Genomic DNA, 17,176 nt, shown 5'->3' on the forward strand with positions numbered 1-17,176 from the left:
TTCTGATGACAAAGTTGAGAGAGCTAAAGAAGCATTACTTTCTGGGGAGATGAGTCCTACAGCTATTCTCAGGGGAATATTAAGGACTAATATTCCCGAAAGTCATGAAGCAGGAAAACAGAAACTAGCTCTAATAAAAAAGGAGCTTGAATCCCAAGGCTACACAGTTCCCGAATACAAACGCAAGTGCAAGCCCAGTTTTCTGGGCGAGAATCATCCCTGGAGAGAATCGGAGAAGGCAAGGAGAGCTGAGATTGAGACGAGAATGGCTGAGATTAAGGAGATGGATAGAGCCCCCGACCATGAACTTGTGCCGATTGTCCGGCAATCTCAGCTTGAAAAGGATAATCAATTTGTTAATAGGGGTCTATAGTGTCTCCTTCTGGATTCACGGTGTGACTCACACCGTGAATTAGGGTATGGGGTTACTCACCAATTCTAGGGATGTCGTCATTCCCCCAAAGTTGCTCACGCAACCTGGCGTTTTCCTTCTTGAGGAAAAGGATAGTTTCTTGAGCGTGTTGGAGTTGTGCCTTAAGTTCAGCTATCTCCGATTCTTTGCTCACCTTTCGCCTCAACAGACCCCTTTTGTTCTTAATTGATTGATGCCCCTTGTAAGTGGTGTCATTCATTAAGGTTGAATGTCCAAGGCTTGCTGAACGTTGGTCTACGGTTAGCCCTGAGATAATGCCATGATAATTAGCCAAGTGCCTCAGAGCATGGGTCTGGGTAAAACCCATGCCAACTTGGTCAATATAGCGGTTGAGAGCTTCTCTCATCCCATGGACATAACACCGCTCCATAGTTTCTGGTTTAGAACTAGCTTTAGGCGTTACATCTGGCAACTTGACTTCTGGGTTTTTGATATCCAAAAGCTCTAGTAGATTGGGGTAGTCAGGGTGAGCCATTGGAGTACAGATCCGTTTACTGGTTTTGATGGTGATAAAATGCCTCCCCTTGTTAGTGTCGGTAACCCAGAACCCGTCATCAAGCACTATCTCATGCCATTCATTATTTGGGTCAGATAATGCGGGGAAATATTCGCCATCTATAGTCACGGGTCTATCTAGGTTTAGAATTGCCTTAAATTCGCTACATCTAAACCCGTAAAGCAAATTAATTGACACTGCTTTGAACCACGATTGTCGGCTACCAAGATAGCGCAACTGAGACTTGGTTAATTCATAACCATTGAGTCCAAGTACCCTAGCCCTAAAGTCTAGAAACGTCTCAAGGTCAACATCTTGTTGCTCTGTTTTCTTGACAACTCGAAGTGTCCCAAAGTGGGATTGAACCTTATCGAGTTCAGTAATTAACCGAGTATCTCTTAGCAACTTCAGAACCCCATTGTAGGCATGTTTGAACCCTTTAGAACAAAGAGTTTGAGAACCAGAAGTATTGATAATTAACTGTCCCCAATTCCTCTTAATCTCAGAGATGAGATTCTCAGCAGTTAAGCGTAGCTCTGGGTTGAGCTTTTGATGGTGTTTGCCATAAGCACTATGGTATTTCCCCTTAACGCTCGTAGAAAGCTTTGGGTCTCTCCTATCCCGTCCACACTTGTCATAACCTGACAAGTAGGTAGACTTCACCAGCTCTATCGCTTCACCAATGGTGATGATGTCATTTTCAAGGGGTTTAACTCCCTTGACCTCAACTTCGTACCATTCCCAGAACTCTGATTCAGACTCAAGCTCTTTGAGCTTGTCAGAGACTGCCAGAGACTTGGCTAGGGCATTAACGCAACCATCACGGGTAAAATCCTCATTGCAAGCAATATCAGAGTTACCGGACTTGGTAGCCGTCTTAAACCGAAGATTAAGCCTATTCCTGGTATTCGTGATCCGAATCCCTTTCGGGCTTGTCTTTTGACAAGCTTTAAGATAACCACGGACTAGCTCATGGTCTACCAGTTTGGACGGGTCAATAGCGTTAGAGTGGAAATACTCATTAACTAATGACCATGCCTGTTTTATGTAGGTGTTCATGTTTCACACACTTTTCACACATTTTCAAGGTTCAAAGTGTGAAACATATGTGAGGCAAGGGTTACAGCTTACGCAATTGCGGTAGACTGGTTAGCAGGGAAGAGTTCGAGTCTCCTCACCAGCTTTCCCTCCAAATTTTGCTAGGACGGGACACCCTATCAGCAGTCTTCACCGTAATATAGTGTCTCTCGCCACTGGTATCGGTGACCCAAAACCCATCTCCTAGCTTCTAGGTGGAATCCGATACCACCCATACCAATGGTGAACGGCTAACCAAGTGACAGATAGGAGGGCGGCTAAACTTAAGGTTAACCCACTGTAGGGAACCAGTAGCCCTAAAACGGGTAATATGGCTCCGGAAATGGTGGCAATGAGTGCCGCAGAAGATTCGCGGCGGTTGTCGCCTAATCCCCAGGCTAGGGGCAGTAGAATGCAGGAGAGGAGAATCCAGGATAGTTCTGGGTGAATGACGCGACTGGCGTAGGTGAGGGCGAAAATACAGGCGAAAAATACGCCACAGGCGATCGCCACATCACGCAATTGCATCGGTAAAGATAAATACAGTAATCCCAGCCACCACAGGAGTAAGCCCGGACTGAGCAACAGTAGACGGGGCAAGACTCCGGTTCTGCCTAGGGGATTGGTGGCGGTAAATACACCGAAGGGGTTACGGACAGAAACGTTATCTTCAAATACCCAGATAAAGCGCTTGCCTTGCCCTTCTTCTAGGGTTTGGGTGGGAACAATACCACTGGCAAAATCGGCTTTGGGGAAATTGGCGATCGCCGTTAACTGAAAATTAGATAACAATTGCCCATTGGCATTATAGACCCATCGTGGAGACCCTTGTGCCTGATAGGTGACCCGAAACTGGGCAGTTTCTTTAGATTCTAAGCTGAAGGGAAAACCATAATCTCCCGGATTAATGGCTTCTAACCGTTGTCCATCCCGCTCGACGCGGAAATTTTGGAGGATGGTATATCCATAGGGAGGTTGGATTTCAAAGAAAAAATCTTCTTTCTCTCCGAGGAGATTGGTGACTTGATACTGAGAATCAAAAGAAACTTGATAAATCGGCAGATTCCTTTGCACATCCATGATTTGATTGAGCAATACATTAATCTCAGAAGCTTCTAAACTCAAGTAGCGGTTCACTTCTTGAACTTGTTCCACCTCCATGTATTTACCCTCTACATATTGGTTAAAGCGATAGGTTTCCGGAATGGTGTAGCGCACTTGGGGAGCCGCTTGTTCGAGTCGTTCCCCAGTGAGCATTTGGGCAGATGCGACTACTTTGGCTTGTTCCCAATGATGATAACGGTTGGCTAAGGTGGTACAAAAGAAAAAGCCCATGGCGATCGCGATCGATAGGATCGCCCCATGTTGTAAAATATCCAATAGTACATCGTAGCGCTGTAACCATTTATGCGTCCAAGCCGAAGGGTCTCGATCTCGTTGCAGCGCAAAACCCAAAGCAGCTAAGACTAAACCAAATCCTGCCACCACCACAATCAAAATGAGAAAAGTATTAAAAATGTAACTGCCAAACTGCATTAATTCGTCGGCATGGGTAAGATCGGGTAAATTGGGAATACCTTCAGGAAGTCTAAACATAAAGTCTTATTTTAGAGTTGAGAGGGTAAAGGGTGCTTCTCATGCTGGACATGAGACGAAAAAAAACTAAGTTTCGATCCTCATAATGTCCACTATTCACTATTTACTGGTTATGGATCGCCATCAGAACCATCTGGCTCCAATCGATATCTTGGTGGTTGATGACACTTCAACTAATTTAAGTGTACTCACCCAATTGTTATCTAAAGAGGGCTACAAAGTTAGAGTTGCTCGTAATGGTGAGTTTGCCTTACGTTCGGTACTCTCTTCTCCTCCGAGTCTGATTTTACTCGATATTATGATGCCAGAAATGAATGGCTATCAAGTGTGTGAGCGTCTGAAACTCAACCCGAAAACCCAGGAGATCCCGGTTATTTTCTTGAGTGCCTGCGATGAAATTATAGATAAGGTAACTGCCTTTGGAGTGGGAGGAGTGGACTATATTACCAAGCCTTTTGAAAGTATAGAAGTCTTAGTAAGAATTGAAAATCAGCTCCGGTTGCGATCGCTGCAACAGCAACTGCAAAGGCAAAATCAACATCTGTGTGCAGAAATTGAAAAGCGCAAGGCGATCGAAGGTTCTTTAGCTCAATCTCGCTCCCTACTATCGGGTATCTTAAATAGCTCCCTAGATGCCATTGTGGCCTTAGAAGCGATCCGGAATGAACAAGCAAAAATTATCGATTTTCGCTGCTTGCTGCTTAATCCTATGGCCTATCAATTATTGGGAAAATCGCACTTAGAGGGTAAATCCTTATTACAATCTCTGCCCGGTTTGCAACTCGATGGGTTATTCGATGAGTTTATCTGGGTGGTTGACACCTCACAAGCCATAGAAAAAGAAATTTATTATGCCCATGATGGGATTGAAGGCTGGTTTGAGATTTTGTTGGTGAAGCTTGGAGATGGGTTAACGGTGACGTTTCGAGAGATTACCAAGCGTAAACAGATTGAGTTAGCTCTGGAAAAAGCGAATTTAGAGTTAAGTAATCAAGCGAATTTAGATGGTTTGACTCAAATTGCTAATCGTCGCTATTTCGATCAGTATTTGGCTGAACAATGGCAGGATTTGAAGGATACGCAACAACCTTTGGCGCTAATTTTGGCGGATGTGGATTATTTTAAGCTCTATAACGATAATTATGGCCACCAAGCGGGCGATCGCTGTTTAATTCAAGTGGCTAGGACTCTTTCCCGTCATTTACCAACTGCTGAAAGTTTGGCGGCTCGGTATGGGGGAGAAGAGTTTGGTATCATTCTTCCCCATACGAGTTTAGAACAGGCGGCACAAGTGGGGGAAACGATTCGCCAAGGGATTCATAAACTCAGGCTCGATCATGCCTATTCTCAGGTGAGTTCTTGGGTAACGCTCAGTTTAGGCATTAGTGCCCTGATTCCTGGGGAGAGTCAATCCCCAGAGATGCTGATTGCTCAAGCCGATCGCGCTTTATACCAAGCTAAAGGTAAGGGACGAGATCGCCTAGAGTGCATAGATATCTCGTCCTCGTCCCAAGGCATAGCGTAGGGAGTGTGGTAAGTCTTTGCTCGATTGGGTTAAGAAGACCAGTAGACCGAGGATCAGGATAAGGGTAATACAGATAAAGACAGTTTGATAGGAAAAGTCTTGGGCAATCATACCAGCGATGGGGCCGGCGAGGGCGATACCAAGATCGAAGCCTCCGAGACACAGACCAAATAAGCGTCCCCGTTCATGGGGATGGGTGCGATCGGCGATAATGGCGGAAGTGGTGGGGATTAAGAGGCCAAAACCAGCTCCTTCTAAGAATCCGGAGAGTAAAAACATCCAAGGAGTATGGGCGAAGATGAGTAGAAACATGGAACTGCTGTAGAGGGAGAGGCTCAGAGTAATGAAGAGACCTCGACCGATGCGATCGCTTAATGGCCCGGATACTAAACGAATGCTAAAACTGGCGATCGCAGCAGCAGTAAAAAACCATCCGGCGTTAAAGTTCACTCCTGTGGACAAAATTAAGAGGGCAATAAAAGAACTCATTCCTCCAAAAGCTAAACCCGCATGGAGCAGTACCAGGCTTAAAACCCGAATTCGGGGACTTAGGAGCAAACGCCATAATCCCGGTTCGATCGCCACTGAAGAAGCCCCCCTTTTTTGATCTTCAGTGCGGCTGTGTTCTTGCACTTGAGTCATAATCAAAAAGGCTAGGAATCCAAAAGTACTGGTTAAAATGAACAGATACTCATTGCCAAAGGCCTGCTGTACAAATCCTCCTAAAGCGGGGCCAAAGGCTACGCCAACGGGATTAATTAAGCTCATATAGCCAATGACTTCACCCCGATTTTGAGGGGGCGTGATATCGGCCACTAGGGCAATATATCCAGTGGTAAAGGCGGCTAGACTAATGCCATGGAAGCTTCGCAGGACGATCAAGAAGGGAAAGGAGGTAATGAAGAGATAACCGAGGGGAGCAAGGCCGCAAACGAATGTACCGATCAGGATTACTCTTTTGCGACTATGGATATCGGCGATCGCCCCAACCCACGGCCGCACAAATAAAAGTCCGATGGCAAATGCTCCCATGACAAAGCCTAGTTGTCGATCGGAGATTCCGAGCGATCGCAGATAAAGCGGTAAGGTAGGTAACAAAGAGCCAATACTCGACCAAAACAGTAAACCTGCTGCAAACATCAACAGCAGGTTCTTTCGTTCACTGGCACTCAGCGTGAGAAAAACCTTCATAGACCTCCCTAGGATCGACTTTATTCAGTATAGTCATGGATACCGAGTCCTGGGAAAAGACAAAAAAACAGGGCAATCATGCCCTGGGAGTGAAGATGGAGTTGGAAACGATGGAAACCACGAAATCTTTTAGACCGCTTGGCGAGAAACCAGCTTTTCTAAATCAGCTTGAGTCTGCTGAAGAAGCTGTTCTCGACTATCAGCAGCCTGTTTATAGTTGGGGAGGAGATTGCGAGCTTGTAGGGCCATATGAAGTTGGAGGTGGGCCACGTACTCACTAAAGTCTTCACGATGTAACGAGTCTTGGGTTAAGTTCCGTTGTGAATTCAAGGTGTTCTCCTTCCGTTACGCTCTAGGGTTTACCAACATGGATAGAGACTACCATGGCTTTATTTTTAGGGTGAACCTTTCGCAATGAAGCTTAACGATCGCCCGATATTTTGGTTACAAAACGTAAAGTTTTCTTTCAGATAAGCATCCAGCCCCCTTACGATTGTCTTTCTCACCTTTTAACCCCCTGATCTCGTGGGAAAAGGGCAGGGGAAATGAGGGCAACCTAGAACTGATTTAGAATTGGAAGATGAATCAATCATCCCTCAATGGAGTAAGGTATTGTGGCTTCTGCGGAAATTGTGCAACAGGTGAGTCGGCTGCGGGAACAGTTGCAAAAGGCGAGTTATGCCTATTATGTGCTGGATCATCCCATCATGGAGGATAGTGTTTATGACCGCCTCTATCGCCAACTCCAAGACCTGGAAACTCAATATCCCCACCTGATTGTACCGGAGAGTCCTACCCAGCGCGTGGGCGACCAACCGGCAGAGCAGTTTAACTCGGTCGAGCATCATGTTCCCCTCTACAGTCTGGAAAATGCCTTTAACCTTGCCGAGTTGCGCCAATGGCAAGACCGATGGATGCGTCATGGGGGTTCTATTCCGGCTGCCAATGCCCCCGAATATATCTGCGAACTGAAAATTGATGGCTCGGCTCTCGCCCTAACCTACGAAAATGGGGTACTCCTGCGGGGAGCCACTCGCGGTAATGGCACTATGGGAGAGGACATTACCCCCAATGTGAAAACCATTCGCTCTATTCCCCTGCGCTTAACTGGGGAAGCTATCCCGGAGCGCGTCGAAGTGCGGGGAGAGGCATTTCTGGGTCTAGAAGTCTTTGCCCGACTCAATCAGGAGCGCACGCAAGGGGGCGAACCTCCCTTTGCCAATCCCCGCAATGCAGCAGCCGGAACCCTGCGCCAACTCGACCCGCGCATGGTGTCGGCGCGACGGTTAGATTTCTTCGCCTACACGCTCCATTTACCGGAAACCTCAAATCAGCCAAAAACTCAGTGGGAAGCCCTTCAATGGCTCACCCAGTCGGGTTTCAAGGTCAATCCGAACCGTACCTGCTGCCCCTCTTTGGCAGAGGTGGAGCAATATTATACGCGCTGGGAAACGGAGCGCCACCAACTCCCCTATCTGACCGATGGTGTGGTGGTGAAACTGAATGATTTGATGTTGCAAACCCAACTGGGCTTTACGCAAAAGTTCCCCCGATGGGCGATCGCCCTAAAATATCCCGCCGAAGAGTTGCCCACGGTGGTTAAATCGGTGACGGTGCAGGTGGGCAGGACGGGTGCGCTCACCCCTGTAGCTGAACTCGAACCGATCCAACTGGCAGGAACTACGGTCAAACGGGCTACCTTGCACAACGGAGATCGCATCGCCCAATTGGATTTGTGCCTTGGTGATACGGCGATCGTCCGCAAAGCAGGGGAAATTATACCGGAAGTTGTGCGAGTTTTACCGGAATTACGCCCCCCCGGATCAACCCGCTACAAAATGCCCACTACTTGCCCTGAGTGCAATTCCCCGGTCGTAAATCTGGCAACAGAAGCGGTTAGTCGATGTATTAATAGTGCTTGTCCCGGCATTCTGCGCGGCGCTCTCCTCCATGCTTCCGGTCGAGATGCCCTAGATATCGATGGTTTGGGGGAAAAACTAGCCGCGCAGATGGTGGAGCAGCAGTTGGTGCGATCGCTCTCGGACTTGTATGAATTGACCATTGATGATTTAATGAAGTTAGATCGTATGGGTCAAAAGTCTGCACAAAAGTTAGTAGAGGCGATCGCTAAGTCCAAAACTCGCCCATGGCACTCGATCTTATATGCGATCGGCATTCGCCATGTAGGAGCGGTCAATGCTAAACTCCTCTGTGAAGCCTTTCCCTCCGTCGAACAACTCGCCCAAGCTACAGAAAGCGACTTAGAGAGTGTACATGGCATTGGTGCAGAAATGAGCGCGGCGATCGTGCAATGGTTCCAACTTCCCGAAAATCAAAGCCTCATCCAAAGGTTGCAAGCATTAGGCTTATCCCTATCTGCCCTAGGAGAGGGAAAGGCTTCTTCCCCAACCTCTCTAACCGGCAAAACCTTCGTGCTTACCGGTACACTACCCAGTTTAACGCGATCGCAAGCCCAAACCCGCATAGAAAATGCCGGTGGAAAAGTCACCAGTTCCGTCAGTACAAAAACGGATTATGTAGTGGTTGGCGATAATCCTGGCTCTAAGCTGACCAAAGCACAAGCATTAAACATTACTCAACTCACCGAAGCGCAATTACTGGATTTGCTAGATTAGCATCTCAAAAGACACTCCCTAGCATTTTAGTTTTGCAACGACGCACAAAGCATACTGGCGTAAACACCACCAGTACCCCCAGTCGAAAAACAGATGATTTCCGAATTACACTTTGGGGAGAATAGTCACTCCAGAAGAGGTGGGCTTTTGGGCAAGTACACCGGCTAATCGCGGTTCTTCCGGGAGTTTCTCTTGTTTAGCTAAATTCGCTAACTCTTGCAGTTGAGAAATCGCCTCTGCACCTTCTAGCTTCATCAACTCTCGGTCATCGCGCATTTCTGTCCAGGTAATCCCATAATCAGAAACCAAAAACCGAATCAGATGGTTATCCCCCAAGCTCACCATAAAGGATGCGCTATTCATTTGATCGCCACAGGTATAGCAGGATGCTAAATAGCCTTGGCGCTCTAGGACGACGGCCAATGCCTGAAGGCTCATGACCAAATCTCGAACAAATTGTCTATGCTGGTGCGCTAATCGGATAAACACCTTTATTTTCCTCCACTCACCACACTATTCTAGACGGTTTTATGATTTCTTAAGAATTCTATCGAACTTTCTTGCACTGAATCTAGGGATTTTAAGATCCTCTTTCACTCTATGGACTTCGCTCAACCTTAAGAGCCTTTTCTGGGGCAAACCGTATCTTGAGATACACTCAGGGGATTATGCCCAGAATTAGTTCACTTGCCACCAGCCCAAACCGGGGCCAATAAACCGAACAATGACCCATAAAGCGATCATCAGCCCAATGCCAATCCAAGCCCCCGTGGTTGTCCACTTCACAAACCGATCCGCTTGAGATTGCGTAATTGGCAGCCAAGGCAAAATCGTCTTTTCCTGGCCATACTGTTCTCCGAGAGCCGCTTTACGGCGTTTGGCATCACCCATAACTCGTGCATAACTAAAGGAACGTAGATCCTGATAATAGCCTTTCCTTAGAGATTCAGGCTACTGTGTTGACAAAACAATAGAAAACGATACGTTTTGCGATATTTCCCCATTGCCTATCCATCGTCAGGATATAATCCCTTCAGATGATTCTGTTTCCTCAATATTTCCTCGTTATGATAGCCCGTCATCTGAGTTTAAGCCTACTTCTGAGCTTTTGGATCAGTGTGATCGCCATTCTCTCCGTTCAGAATGCCACCCCGGTTTCTCTCAACTTCCTTCTCTTTGAGTCCGTACAGATTCCGGTAGGCATCCTCTTGGCCTTCAGTGCTTCCCTTGGACTCCTCGCTGGTCTTCTGATACTGCCTTGGGGAAGGAGAGAGCGTTCCCCCTTTTCCCCACCCGCAGATCTAGAGGACTCACAGTGGGATTAATTATCATCCAAAGAATAAACCTGGCCATCAAACAACAACCTTGTAATCCCCTTCGCGTATAAATAGGGACTTGTCTTCGGCAACATCCGGCTATCCGGAACCTTAATCACCCTCTGGCTCCGCCGAGAAAACCGACGGGCCACCCGATGGTTATCAAACACCGGTAAAGTCCGCTCACCCACCTCTGAAGAGGGAATTTGTCCCAACTGTGCAAACTCTTTCAAGGGACGAGTAATCAGCTCTGCGGTGCGATCGATCACCAAATAACAAATTCTGGGTAAGGCGGCTTCTGAGAGGGGAAGAACCTCCACCTTCGCTGGAACCCGCCCCGGTATAGTTAACCGATCGCTCTCATAATCCTCATCCTCATCCTCATCCTCATCCTCATCGAGATCTTCCTCATCCAAATCTTCTCCGAGCAATTCTCGTAAGGTACTCGCTTGGGCGTAATACTCATCCTCATCCTCTTCCCCTCGATCTCCATCAAGATCGGAGGAGAGAAGATTCAACCCTGGTATAGAAGGATGAATGACCCCCTTAGCGCTCTGGCTTGCTGAAGTCGAGCGCGATCGCACTTTTTTCGGTCGGCGATCCACCGATACATCCTCCGGCTCATCCCCCTCAGCTTTTGCCTCCAAAGCTGGACTAGCAGAGGCAGACTCAACTTTTTGCACTTGGAGTTTAGTCCCTTTCGGCGGATCGGATTCCTGCTCACTCGAAGCCGTCGGCATTTTTCCCTTGCCCGCAGCAGCCCGTTTTTGCTGCACCAAATTCTCATATTCAGTAGCTGGCAAACGGGCTTTGAGCAAGCGACTAATCGTAGAATTACTCACACTGTAGCGAGTGGCCAAGGTTGAAGTCGTCTCTGCTGTCTCACGATAGGTTTTGATGATATCGACTTTTTCTGATTCCGTTAGCTTTCTTGGAGACATAAGACTACTTTACCGCAGACAAGAATAGGGGAAACCTTGAGTAACTCATTTGCCAAAGGACAAACGATCCTTTGACAACCATACCGAATCTGAGACCCCAAAGCAAAGGTCTCGATGGAACCCTAACTCGATCCTCGCCGACGACTGCGACGAGAGGAACGGGTCGAAAGGTCATATTCTAAAGCCGCACCAATGCCAAATAGAATCGGACTAAAGATCCAAAAAATTTCCAAAAGTCCACCACTTTCGTAGTTTGGCGATCGCGAGGCATACTTAAACCACATATCTGCAATATACAGAGATAGGGCTGCTGCTGCAATCATCCGCCAAGACTGGGACGTTCTCCCGCCCCAAAACGCCAGTAATACGGTACTGGCTGCAATCAAAAGCAACACATCCAAAATGGTGTAGAGCAAAGTTACAAACGGCTCTAGGGGTTGTAAGCTCTCTTCCATTTGCACCACCAATTTAGGCACATTCGCGGATGGCGCTTCTTCTGTTGTTGCCGGAGCTGCGGTTACGGCTTGAGTCTGTGGATCGGAGACCGATACTTCTGGCTCCACTGCCGTGGGTTGAGACAACCAAACCGCTAACAACGTTGAGATCAAGAAAATCGCCCCCACAATCATCCATTGTTTGGGTTCGAGATTCAGTCGCCGGGTGGTTACCGCTAAAAACATCCCCACCGACAGACAAATATAGGAAATCAGATAGAAGAAATCAGCCGGAGATACCGCCGGGTCTTGATTAAACACCAACTCCCACATGCCGAAGAGGATATCACCCAGGAAATAAAAGAACATCCCTAGACCAATACCGAGCCAAACACTTCGGCCGCTGACGATTTGAGGACTTTGCCAGTTTCTAAAACACAGGAAGGCTGCTGCTAGGTTACTGACAAATCCAAAAATGTAGGTTAGGGGAGAATACCAATCAGGGGGGTTAGCACTAAAGAGGAGAAAGAATAGCAGAGAGAGGATTCCCCAAGTAATTCCAGCTAAGATAATGGATTGGGTGTTGAGAATCGATTTTGATGATTTTTGGGCAGAACTACTCATAGAAATTCCCTGAACAATGACAGGTGTTTTAGCCGCTGGAGGTAAACCACAAGGTTACCAGGTTTGAGGGGTTATTGACATCATCTTAAGTTACATTGAGGTCGTTAATCCCTAGGGAGCATAAGTTTTTTAGGTTTGCCAGACTTTGGCTAATCCTGATTTTTGTAGCCATTTCATAAAGGACTGGCGATCGCCACTGGGTAAATCCTCTAAGACTTCCATTGCTCCTACGGTAAAACTGGTGTTACCAAAAGATTCCTTCCCTAAGCGATGCACTTCCCGCAAAAAGTTACTTAGATCGACTTCTTTCCAAGCACTGGTCGGAAAACCATCTTCTAAGGGATCAATAGTCATCATTTGCACAATGGTTTGCTGCGAGTCCGCATGGGGTAAATTCCATTGTTGAAAGACTGAACTCAGGCTTTTTTCAAAGGATTTAGCTTGTTTGGGCCCCAAAAGGTCTTCAATATCGATCGCCACGGCTTGGGCCATCAAAAAACACCCTTGGGTGAACAGGAAAGGTAGAGCCTGATCGGTGCTTGACGCTTCCCCACCCAATTGATCCAGGCGAATTTTACCCCAAACACTATGACGTTCGGGTTCTTGGAGCAATACAGAGACTTTCCCTTTATTATCAATTAAATCCCGCCACAGGGCTTTCGCTTCTTCTGCTTGATGGGATTCAAATACTTTGAGCAGGCGATAGGTTTGTCCCTGATAGGTAAGGATGGGGATGGGTTGTTCTGCGCTGGGGTGCTGAACTTTAGAGAGTTCAACATCCTGCCGTTTGAGAATAAACATGGGCGCTGCTGGTTGACTCCTATCAGAGGAAGAGGATGGGCGAGGGCCGTTGAGCGAGACGGTCTGAGATAGATTGCCTCCTGGGGCAGATTTTAGCTGATTCCGGAGCTAGACCCAAGCCTTTGCTACCGGTTTGAGCGATCGCACAGAGATTTTAAGTACGAATATAATCTGCATGGATAATTCGCTCTAACTCTAGAATACCGGCTTATTCTTCATTCGCACAAAATTTTGCCCCTAATGTCTGAGAATTCAAACAGGACAGTGAGCATGGCGAACCACTCGTTCGGCTACTGAGCCTAACAGAAACCGACTCGTTAGGAAGTCTCACTCAGGGTAAGGGGAATAGGGGTATTAGGGAAAGCCTCGCCAAGCAAAAACGATTGACATTGCCAGGGTGGGTAACAGAATTAAAATCAGGGCGTTTATGGAGGTTGCCGCTAGGGGCAGCCAACTTAATCCATACTTAATGCCCCAAGAGATGAGGAGGGAAGCCGATAGGACTTTGAGGAGCAGTCCCCAGGTTTCTTTTTGCATTATTTTGATCCTGATTTCTGCTCAACAGGGGGAGTGAGGGATCGGAGGATCGGGAAGGAGAAAGCTGACCCTTTCTCCTTCCCGATCTGAGGTTAGAGTCGGTTGAACCTATAGAGCCTTAGCACGAGCAACCACATTCTCCACCGTAAAGCCAAATTCTTTCATGGCTGTACCACCGGGACAGGACACTCCAAAGCGGTCAATGCTGACCATATCTCCTTCTGAACCGAGATAGCGATGCCAACCAAAGCTCGTTCCGGCTTCAACGGCTAACCGTTTGGTTACCGCTTTGGGTAATACGGATTCGCGGTAGGCGGCATCTTGCTCGTCAAAGAGTTTCCAACAAGGCAGGGAAACCACGCGCACTTTTTTACCTTCAGCACTGAGTTGTTCTGCGGCTTTCACGCATAAAGAGACTTCACTTCCTGTGCCGATCAGGATCAGGTCAGGAGTGCCTTCGCAGTCGGATAGCACATATCCACCCTTGCTCACTTTGTCAATACCGCTACCTTGGAGATTGGGTACATTCTGGCGAGTGAGGGCTAATAGGGTGGGGCGATCGCGGTTTTCGATCGCCACTTTGTATGCTCCAGAGACTTCATTTCCGTCTGCGGGACGCATGACCAACAGGTTGGGAATCGCTCGCAGGGAAGCCACGGTTTCTACGGGTTGGTGGGTGGGGCCATCTTCTCCGAGGGCAATGGAGTCGTGGGTCATCACCCAAATCACTCCCGCTTGAGAAAGAGCAGATATCCGAATAGCCGCCCGCATATAGTCGGTAAACACCAGGAAGGTTGCGCCATAGGGAATCAGTCCGGTTTTGTGCAGGGCGATCGCATTACAGATGGCTCCCATGCCATGTTCCCGTACTCCAAACCGCAGGTTGCGGTTGTGATATTGTCCTTTTTGGAAGTCTCCAGAGACTTTCATCAGGGTTAAGTTGGAGGGAGCCAAGTCAGCCGAACCACCGATTAATTCCGGCAGGACGGGAGCCAGGGCATTGAGGACGGTATAACTGTGTTTACGGGTAGCCATAGCCCCATCCTCTGGGGTGTAGCTGGGCAGAGCATCCGCCCAACCTTCTGGTAGGGTTCCGGAGGTGATGCGCTCAAATTCGGCGGCTTCTTCTGGATATTTAGTTTTGTAGGTAGCTAGGGTTTGATTCCATTCAGCTTCAGCACTGGCTCCTTTATCAATAGCTTGACGGAAGCGAGCGAGAGCGTCTTGGGGGATCTCGAAGGGAGGATAAGACCAACCCAGATGGTCGCGGGTGGCTTGGACTTCATCAGCTCCTAGGGCTGCCCCATGCACATCATGACTGTTGGCTTTGTTGGGGGAACCGTAGCCGATGGTTGTCGTAACTTTGATCAGAGAAGGTTTATCGGTGACCTCTTTGGCTGCTTGAATCGCGGCGGCGATCGCCTCTAGATCCGTATTGCCATCGGTCACATGCTGTACATGCCAACCATAGGCTTCATATCGTTTGCACACATCTTCTGTAAAGGAGATATCCGTGTGGCCATCAATGGAGATGTGGTTATCATCATAGAGGGCAATCAATTTACCCAGCCCTAAGTGTCCAGCTAAGGAACAGGCTTCACCGGATACCCCTTCCATGTTACAGCCATCCCCTAGGATCACATAAGTGTAATGATCGATCAGTTGAGCATCCGGTTTGTTGAATTTTGCCGCTAGGTGGGCTTCCGCCATGGCTAAACCGACCCCATTGGCAATCCCTTGTCCCAGGGGGCCAGTGGTCACTTCTACACCTTCCGTTTCAAAGTTTTCTGGGTGTCCGGGAGTAATCGACCCCCATTGACGGAATTGTTGTAAGCTTTCTAAGCTCACTTGGTCATAGCCCGTCAAGTGTAGCAGGGCATACTGAAGCATACAGCCATGGCCCGCCGAGAGGACAAAGCGATCGCGGTTCACCCAGTTCGGATTTTTGGGATTAAACCGCATGAATTGATCCCACAGCACAAACGCCATGGGAGCTGCTCCCATGGGTAAGCCAGGGTGACCCGATTTGGCTTTCTCAACGGCATCAATAGCTAGGAAGCGGATCGAGTTAATACAGAGTTGTTCAACGGATTGGGTTGCAACGGCCATAGTTCTTTGCTGATTATACTGTTGTACAGGGGCTGGACTTGGAGAGGCACTCCAAGTTCAAGGGCTGGGAATTAGCCCAGTTCTACACCCATGTTCCCATTAGGGGGATCGATGGGCAATCGATTTAGGTTATATGCAAGGTTTAGGAACGATATTTACGGAAGACTAAGGTGGCATTGTGACCCCCAAAGCCAAAGGAATTGGATAAGGCGACTTCTACGGGCATTTTTCGGGATTGGTCGGCTACATAGTCGAGGTCACACCCATTCTCTAGATCTGGGTTTTCTAAATTAAGGGTAGGCGGCACATGATCTTCGGCGATCGTCTTTACCGTTGCCACCGCTTCTATTCCCCCTGAGCCTCCCAATAAGTGCCCCGTCATCGATTTAGTCGAACTCATAGCGATTTGATAAGCACTTTCTCCCAATGCCGTTTTCACTGCCTGAGTTTCAGTTGGATCGTTGGCTGCGGTACTGGTTCCATGGGCATTGATGTAACTGACTTGATCCGGCCTAAGTCCAGCATCTTTTAAGGCGAGAGAGATTGCCCTAGCTGCCCCTTCTCCTCCAGGAACAGGAGCCGTCATATGGAAGGCATCACAGGTCATGCCATAGCCGACCATTTCCGCATAAATTCTGGCGTTGCGCTGGAGAGCATGTTCAAGTTCTTCGAGTAATAAAATCCCCGAACCTTCGCCCATCACAAACCCATCCCGGTCTCGATCGAACGGACGAGAGGCTCGATTGGGGTCATCATTGCGAGTCGATAAAGCTCTAGCACTGGAAAATCCCGCTACCGAGAGGGGAGTCACAGGTGCTTCTGAGCCTCCACAAATCATCGCCTGGGCATAACCTTGTTGGATCAGCCTAAAGGCATCACCAATGGCATGGGAACCGGCTGCACAGGCAGTTACGGTACAAGAATTGGGCCCTTTTGCTCCTGTATGAATAGCCGTCAGACCAGCAGCCATATTGGCAATCATCATGGGAATCATGAAGGGACTACACTTTTTTGCCCCTTTGGTTAAGTAAGTTTCCTGCTGATCTTCGAGGACTTTGATTCCACCTACGCCTGTCCCAATAATGACTCCCACTTGATGGGCATTCAAATCATTAATCTCAAAGCCAGCATCTTTCAGGGTTTGTTGGCTGGCACAGACGGCAAATTGAGCAAACCGATCCATCCGTTTGGCATCTTTGCGATCCAGACACTGGTGAGGATCAAAATCCTTGACCTCTCCGGCGATCCGACAGGCATGGTTAGATGCATCAAAATGACTAATTGGGCCAATCCCACTTTTGCCCTGCAATAGGGCTTCCCAATAGTCTTTTAGAGTATTTCCTATGGGGGTAATTGCTCCGAGTCCGGTCACGACTACCCGTTTTGCTTCCAAATTTGTCATGGGTTCTTCTTAAAACTTGCGTCATTCGTCATTTGCCATTCGTCACTTGTCATCTGGA

General features: G+C 48.1%; 16 protein-coding genes and 1 pseudogene. 4 read left to right on the top strand and 13 right to left on the bottom strand.

Going from position 1 to position 17,176, the window contains the following annotated elements:
* Nucleotides 1-373 (top strand): hypothetical protein (locus PMG71_RS02585; protein ID WP_283752076.1); only part of this gene is annotated, 373 nt, incomplete at its 5' end.
* Nucleotides 374-425: 52 nt separating this feature from the next.
* On the opposite strand, the gene PMG71_RS02590 is transcribed toward PMG71_RS02585, so the two are convergent.
* Nucleotides 426-1,988, bottom strand: coding sequence for a hypothetical protein (locus tag PMG71_RS02590; RefSeq protein WP_283752077.1), 1,563 nt, complete (start codon nt 1,986-1,988; stop codon nt 426-428).
* A gap of 222 nt (nt 1,989-2,210) precedes the next feature.
* The gene (locus tag PMG71_RS02595; RefSeq protein WP_283752078.1) at nt 2,211-3,602 is read right to left on the bottom strand and encodes a hypothetical protein; all 1,392 of its coding nucleotides are present in this window, start codon (nt 3,600-3,602) and stop codon (nt 2,211-2,213) included.
* Between the two features lie 85 nt (nt 3,603-3,687).
* On the opposite strand from PMG71_RS02595, the gene PMG71_RS02600 reads away from it, so the two are divergent.
* Entirely contained in the window at nt 3,688-5,127 is a 1,440-nt protein-coding gene (locus PMG71_RS02600; RefSeq protein ID WP_283752079.1) for a diguanylate cyclase domain-containing protein, read from the top strand.
* Here PMG71_RS02600 and PMG71_RS02605 read toward each other — a convergent pair.
* Nucleotides 5,083-6,318 carry an MFS transporter gene (locus PMG71_RS02605; RefSeq protein WP_283752080.1) on the bottom strand — a complete coding sequence of 412 codons (1,236 nt, stop codon included), beginning with the start codon at nt 6,316-6,318 and terminating at the stop codon, nt 5,083-5,085. The genes PMG71_RS02600 and PMG71_RS02605 overlap by 45 nt on opposite strands.
* A gap of 129 nt (nt 6,319-6,447) precedes the next feature.
* A complete protein-coding gene (locus tag PMG71_RS02610) occupies nt 6,448-6,648 on the bottom strand; it encodes a hypothetical protein (protein ID WP_283752081.1) in 201 nt (66 codons plus the stop codon).
* Nucleotides 6,649-6,929: 281 nt separating this feature from the next.
* Here PMG71_RS02610 and ligA point away from each other — a divergent pair, with 281 nt between their 5' ends.
* A complete protein-coding gene (gene ligA / locus PMG71_RS02615; RefSeq protein ID WP_347179185.1) occupies nt 6,930-8,954 on the top strand; it encodes an NAD-dependent DNA ligase LigA in 2,025 nt (674 codons plus the stop codon).
* Nucleotides 8,955-9,059: 105 nt separating this feature from the next.
* Here ligA and PMG71_RS02620 read toward each other — a convergent pair whose 3' ends face one another.
* Entirely contained in the window at nt 9,060-9,443 is a 384-nt protein-coding gene (locus PMG71_RS02620) for a DUF1815 family protein (RefSeq protein WP_283752083.1), read from the bottom strand.
* Nucleotides 9,444-9,632: 189 nt separating this feature from the next.
* Nucleotides 9,633-9,845, bottom strand: coding sequence for a DUF2839 domain-containing protein (locus tag PMG71_RS02625; RefSeq protein WP_283752084.1), 213 nt, complete (start codon nt 9,843-9,845; stop codon nt 9,633-9,635).
* A 146-nt stretch (nt 9,846-9,991) separates the two neighbouring features.
* Here PMG71_RS02625 and PMG71_RS02630 point away from each other — a divergent pair, with 146 nt between their 5' ends.
* The gene (locus PMG71_RS02630; protein WP_283752085.1) at nt 9,992-10,279 is read left to right on the top strand and encodes a lipopolysaccharide assembly protein LapA domain-containing protein; all 288 of its coding nucleotides are present in this window, start codon (nt 9,992-9,994) and stop codon (nt 10,277-10,279) included.
* Here the strand turns inward: PMG71_RS02630 and PMG71_RS02635 are convergent.
* The 7 genes and pseudogenes from PMG71_RS02635 to fabF form a co-directional block, all read right to left on the bottom strand.
* Nucleotides 10,276-11,211: a hypothetical protein gene (locus PMG71_RS02635; protein ID WP_283752086.1), complete on the bottom strand. Its 936-nt coding sequence runs from the start codon at nt 11,209-11,211 to the stop codon at nt 10,276-10,278. The two genes, PMG71_RS02630 and PMG71_RS02635, sit on opposite strands and share 4 nt — an antisense overlap.
* A gap of 122 nt (nt 11,212-11,333) precedes the next feature.
* Nucleotides 11,334-12,269, bottom strand: a complete 936-nt coding sequence (locus tag PMG71_RS02640; protein WP_283752087.1) for a hypothetical protein — start codon at nt 12,267-12,269, stop codon at nt 11,334-11,336.
* A gap of 129 nt (nt 12,270-12,398) precedes the next feature.
* Nucleotides 12,399-13,070 (bottom strand): Npun_F0813 family protein, encoded by a 672-nt coding sequence (locus PMG71_RS02645; protein WP_283752088.1) that lies wholly within the window; start codon nt 13,068-13,070, stop codon nt 12,399-12,401.
* A 252-nt stretch (nt 13,071-13,322) separates the two neighbouring features.
* Nucleotides 13,323-13,382 (bottom strand): annotated as a pseudogene (locus PMG71_RS23790) (universal stress protein); the annotation flags it as partial.
* A 42-nt stretch (nt 13,383-13,424) separates the two neighbouring features.
* Nucleotides 13,425-13,607 carry a hypothetical protein gene (locus PMG71_RS02650; protein WP_283752089.1) on the bottom strand — a complete coding sequence of 61 codons (183 nt, stop codon included), beginning with the start codon at nt 13,605-13,607 and terminating at the stop codon, nt 13,425-13,427.
* A 108-nt stretch (nt 13,608-13,715) separates the two neighbouring features.
* The gene (gene tkt, locus PMG71_RS02655; RefSeq protein WP_283752090.1) at nt 13,716-15,716 is read right to left on the bottom strand and encodes a transketolase; all 2,001 of its coding nucleotides are present in this window, start codon (nt 15,714-15,716) and stop codon (nt 13,716-13,718) included.
* A gap of 142 nt (nt 15,717-15,858) precedes the next feature.
* Complete coding sequence (gene fabF, locus PMG71_RS02660; protein ID WP_283752091.1) at nt 15,859-17,118, bottom strand: beta-ketoacyl-ACP synthase II; 1,260 nt, start codon at nt 17,116-17,118, stop codon at nt 15,859-15,861.
* Between the last annotated feature and the right edge of the window lie 58 nt (nt 17,119-17,176).

Source organism: Roseofilum acuticapitatum BLCC-M154 (genome assembly GCF_030068475.1).
In the GTDB taxonomy this organism is placed as follows: domain Bacteria; phylum Cyanobacteriota; class Cyanobacteriia; order Cyanobacteriales; family Desertifilaceae; genus Roseofilum; species Roseofilum acuticapitatum.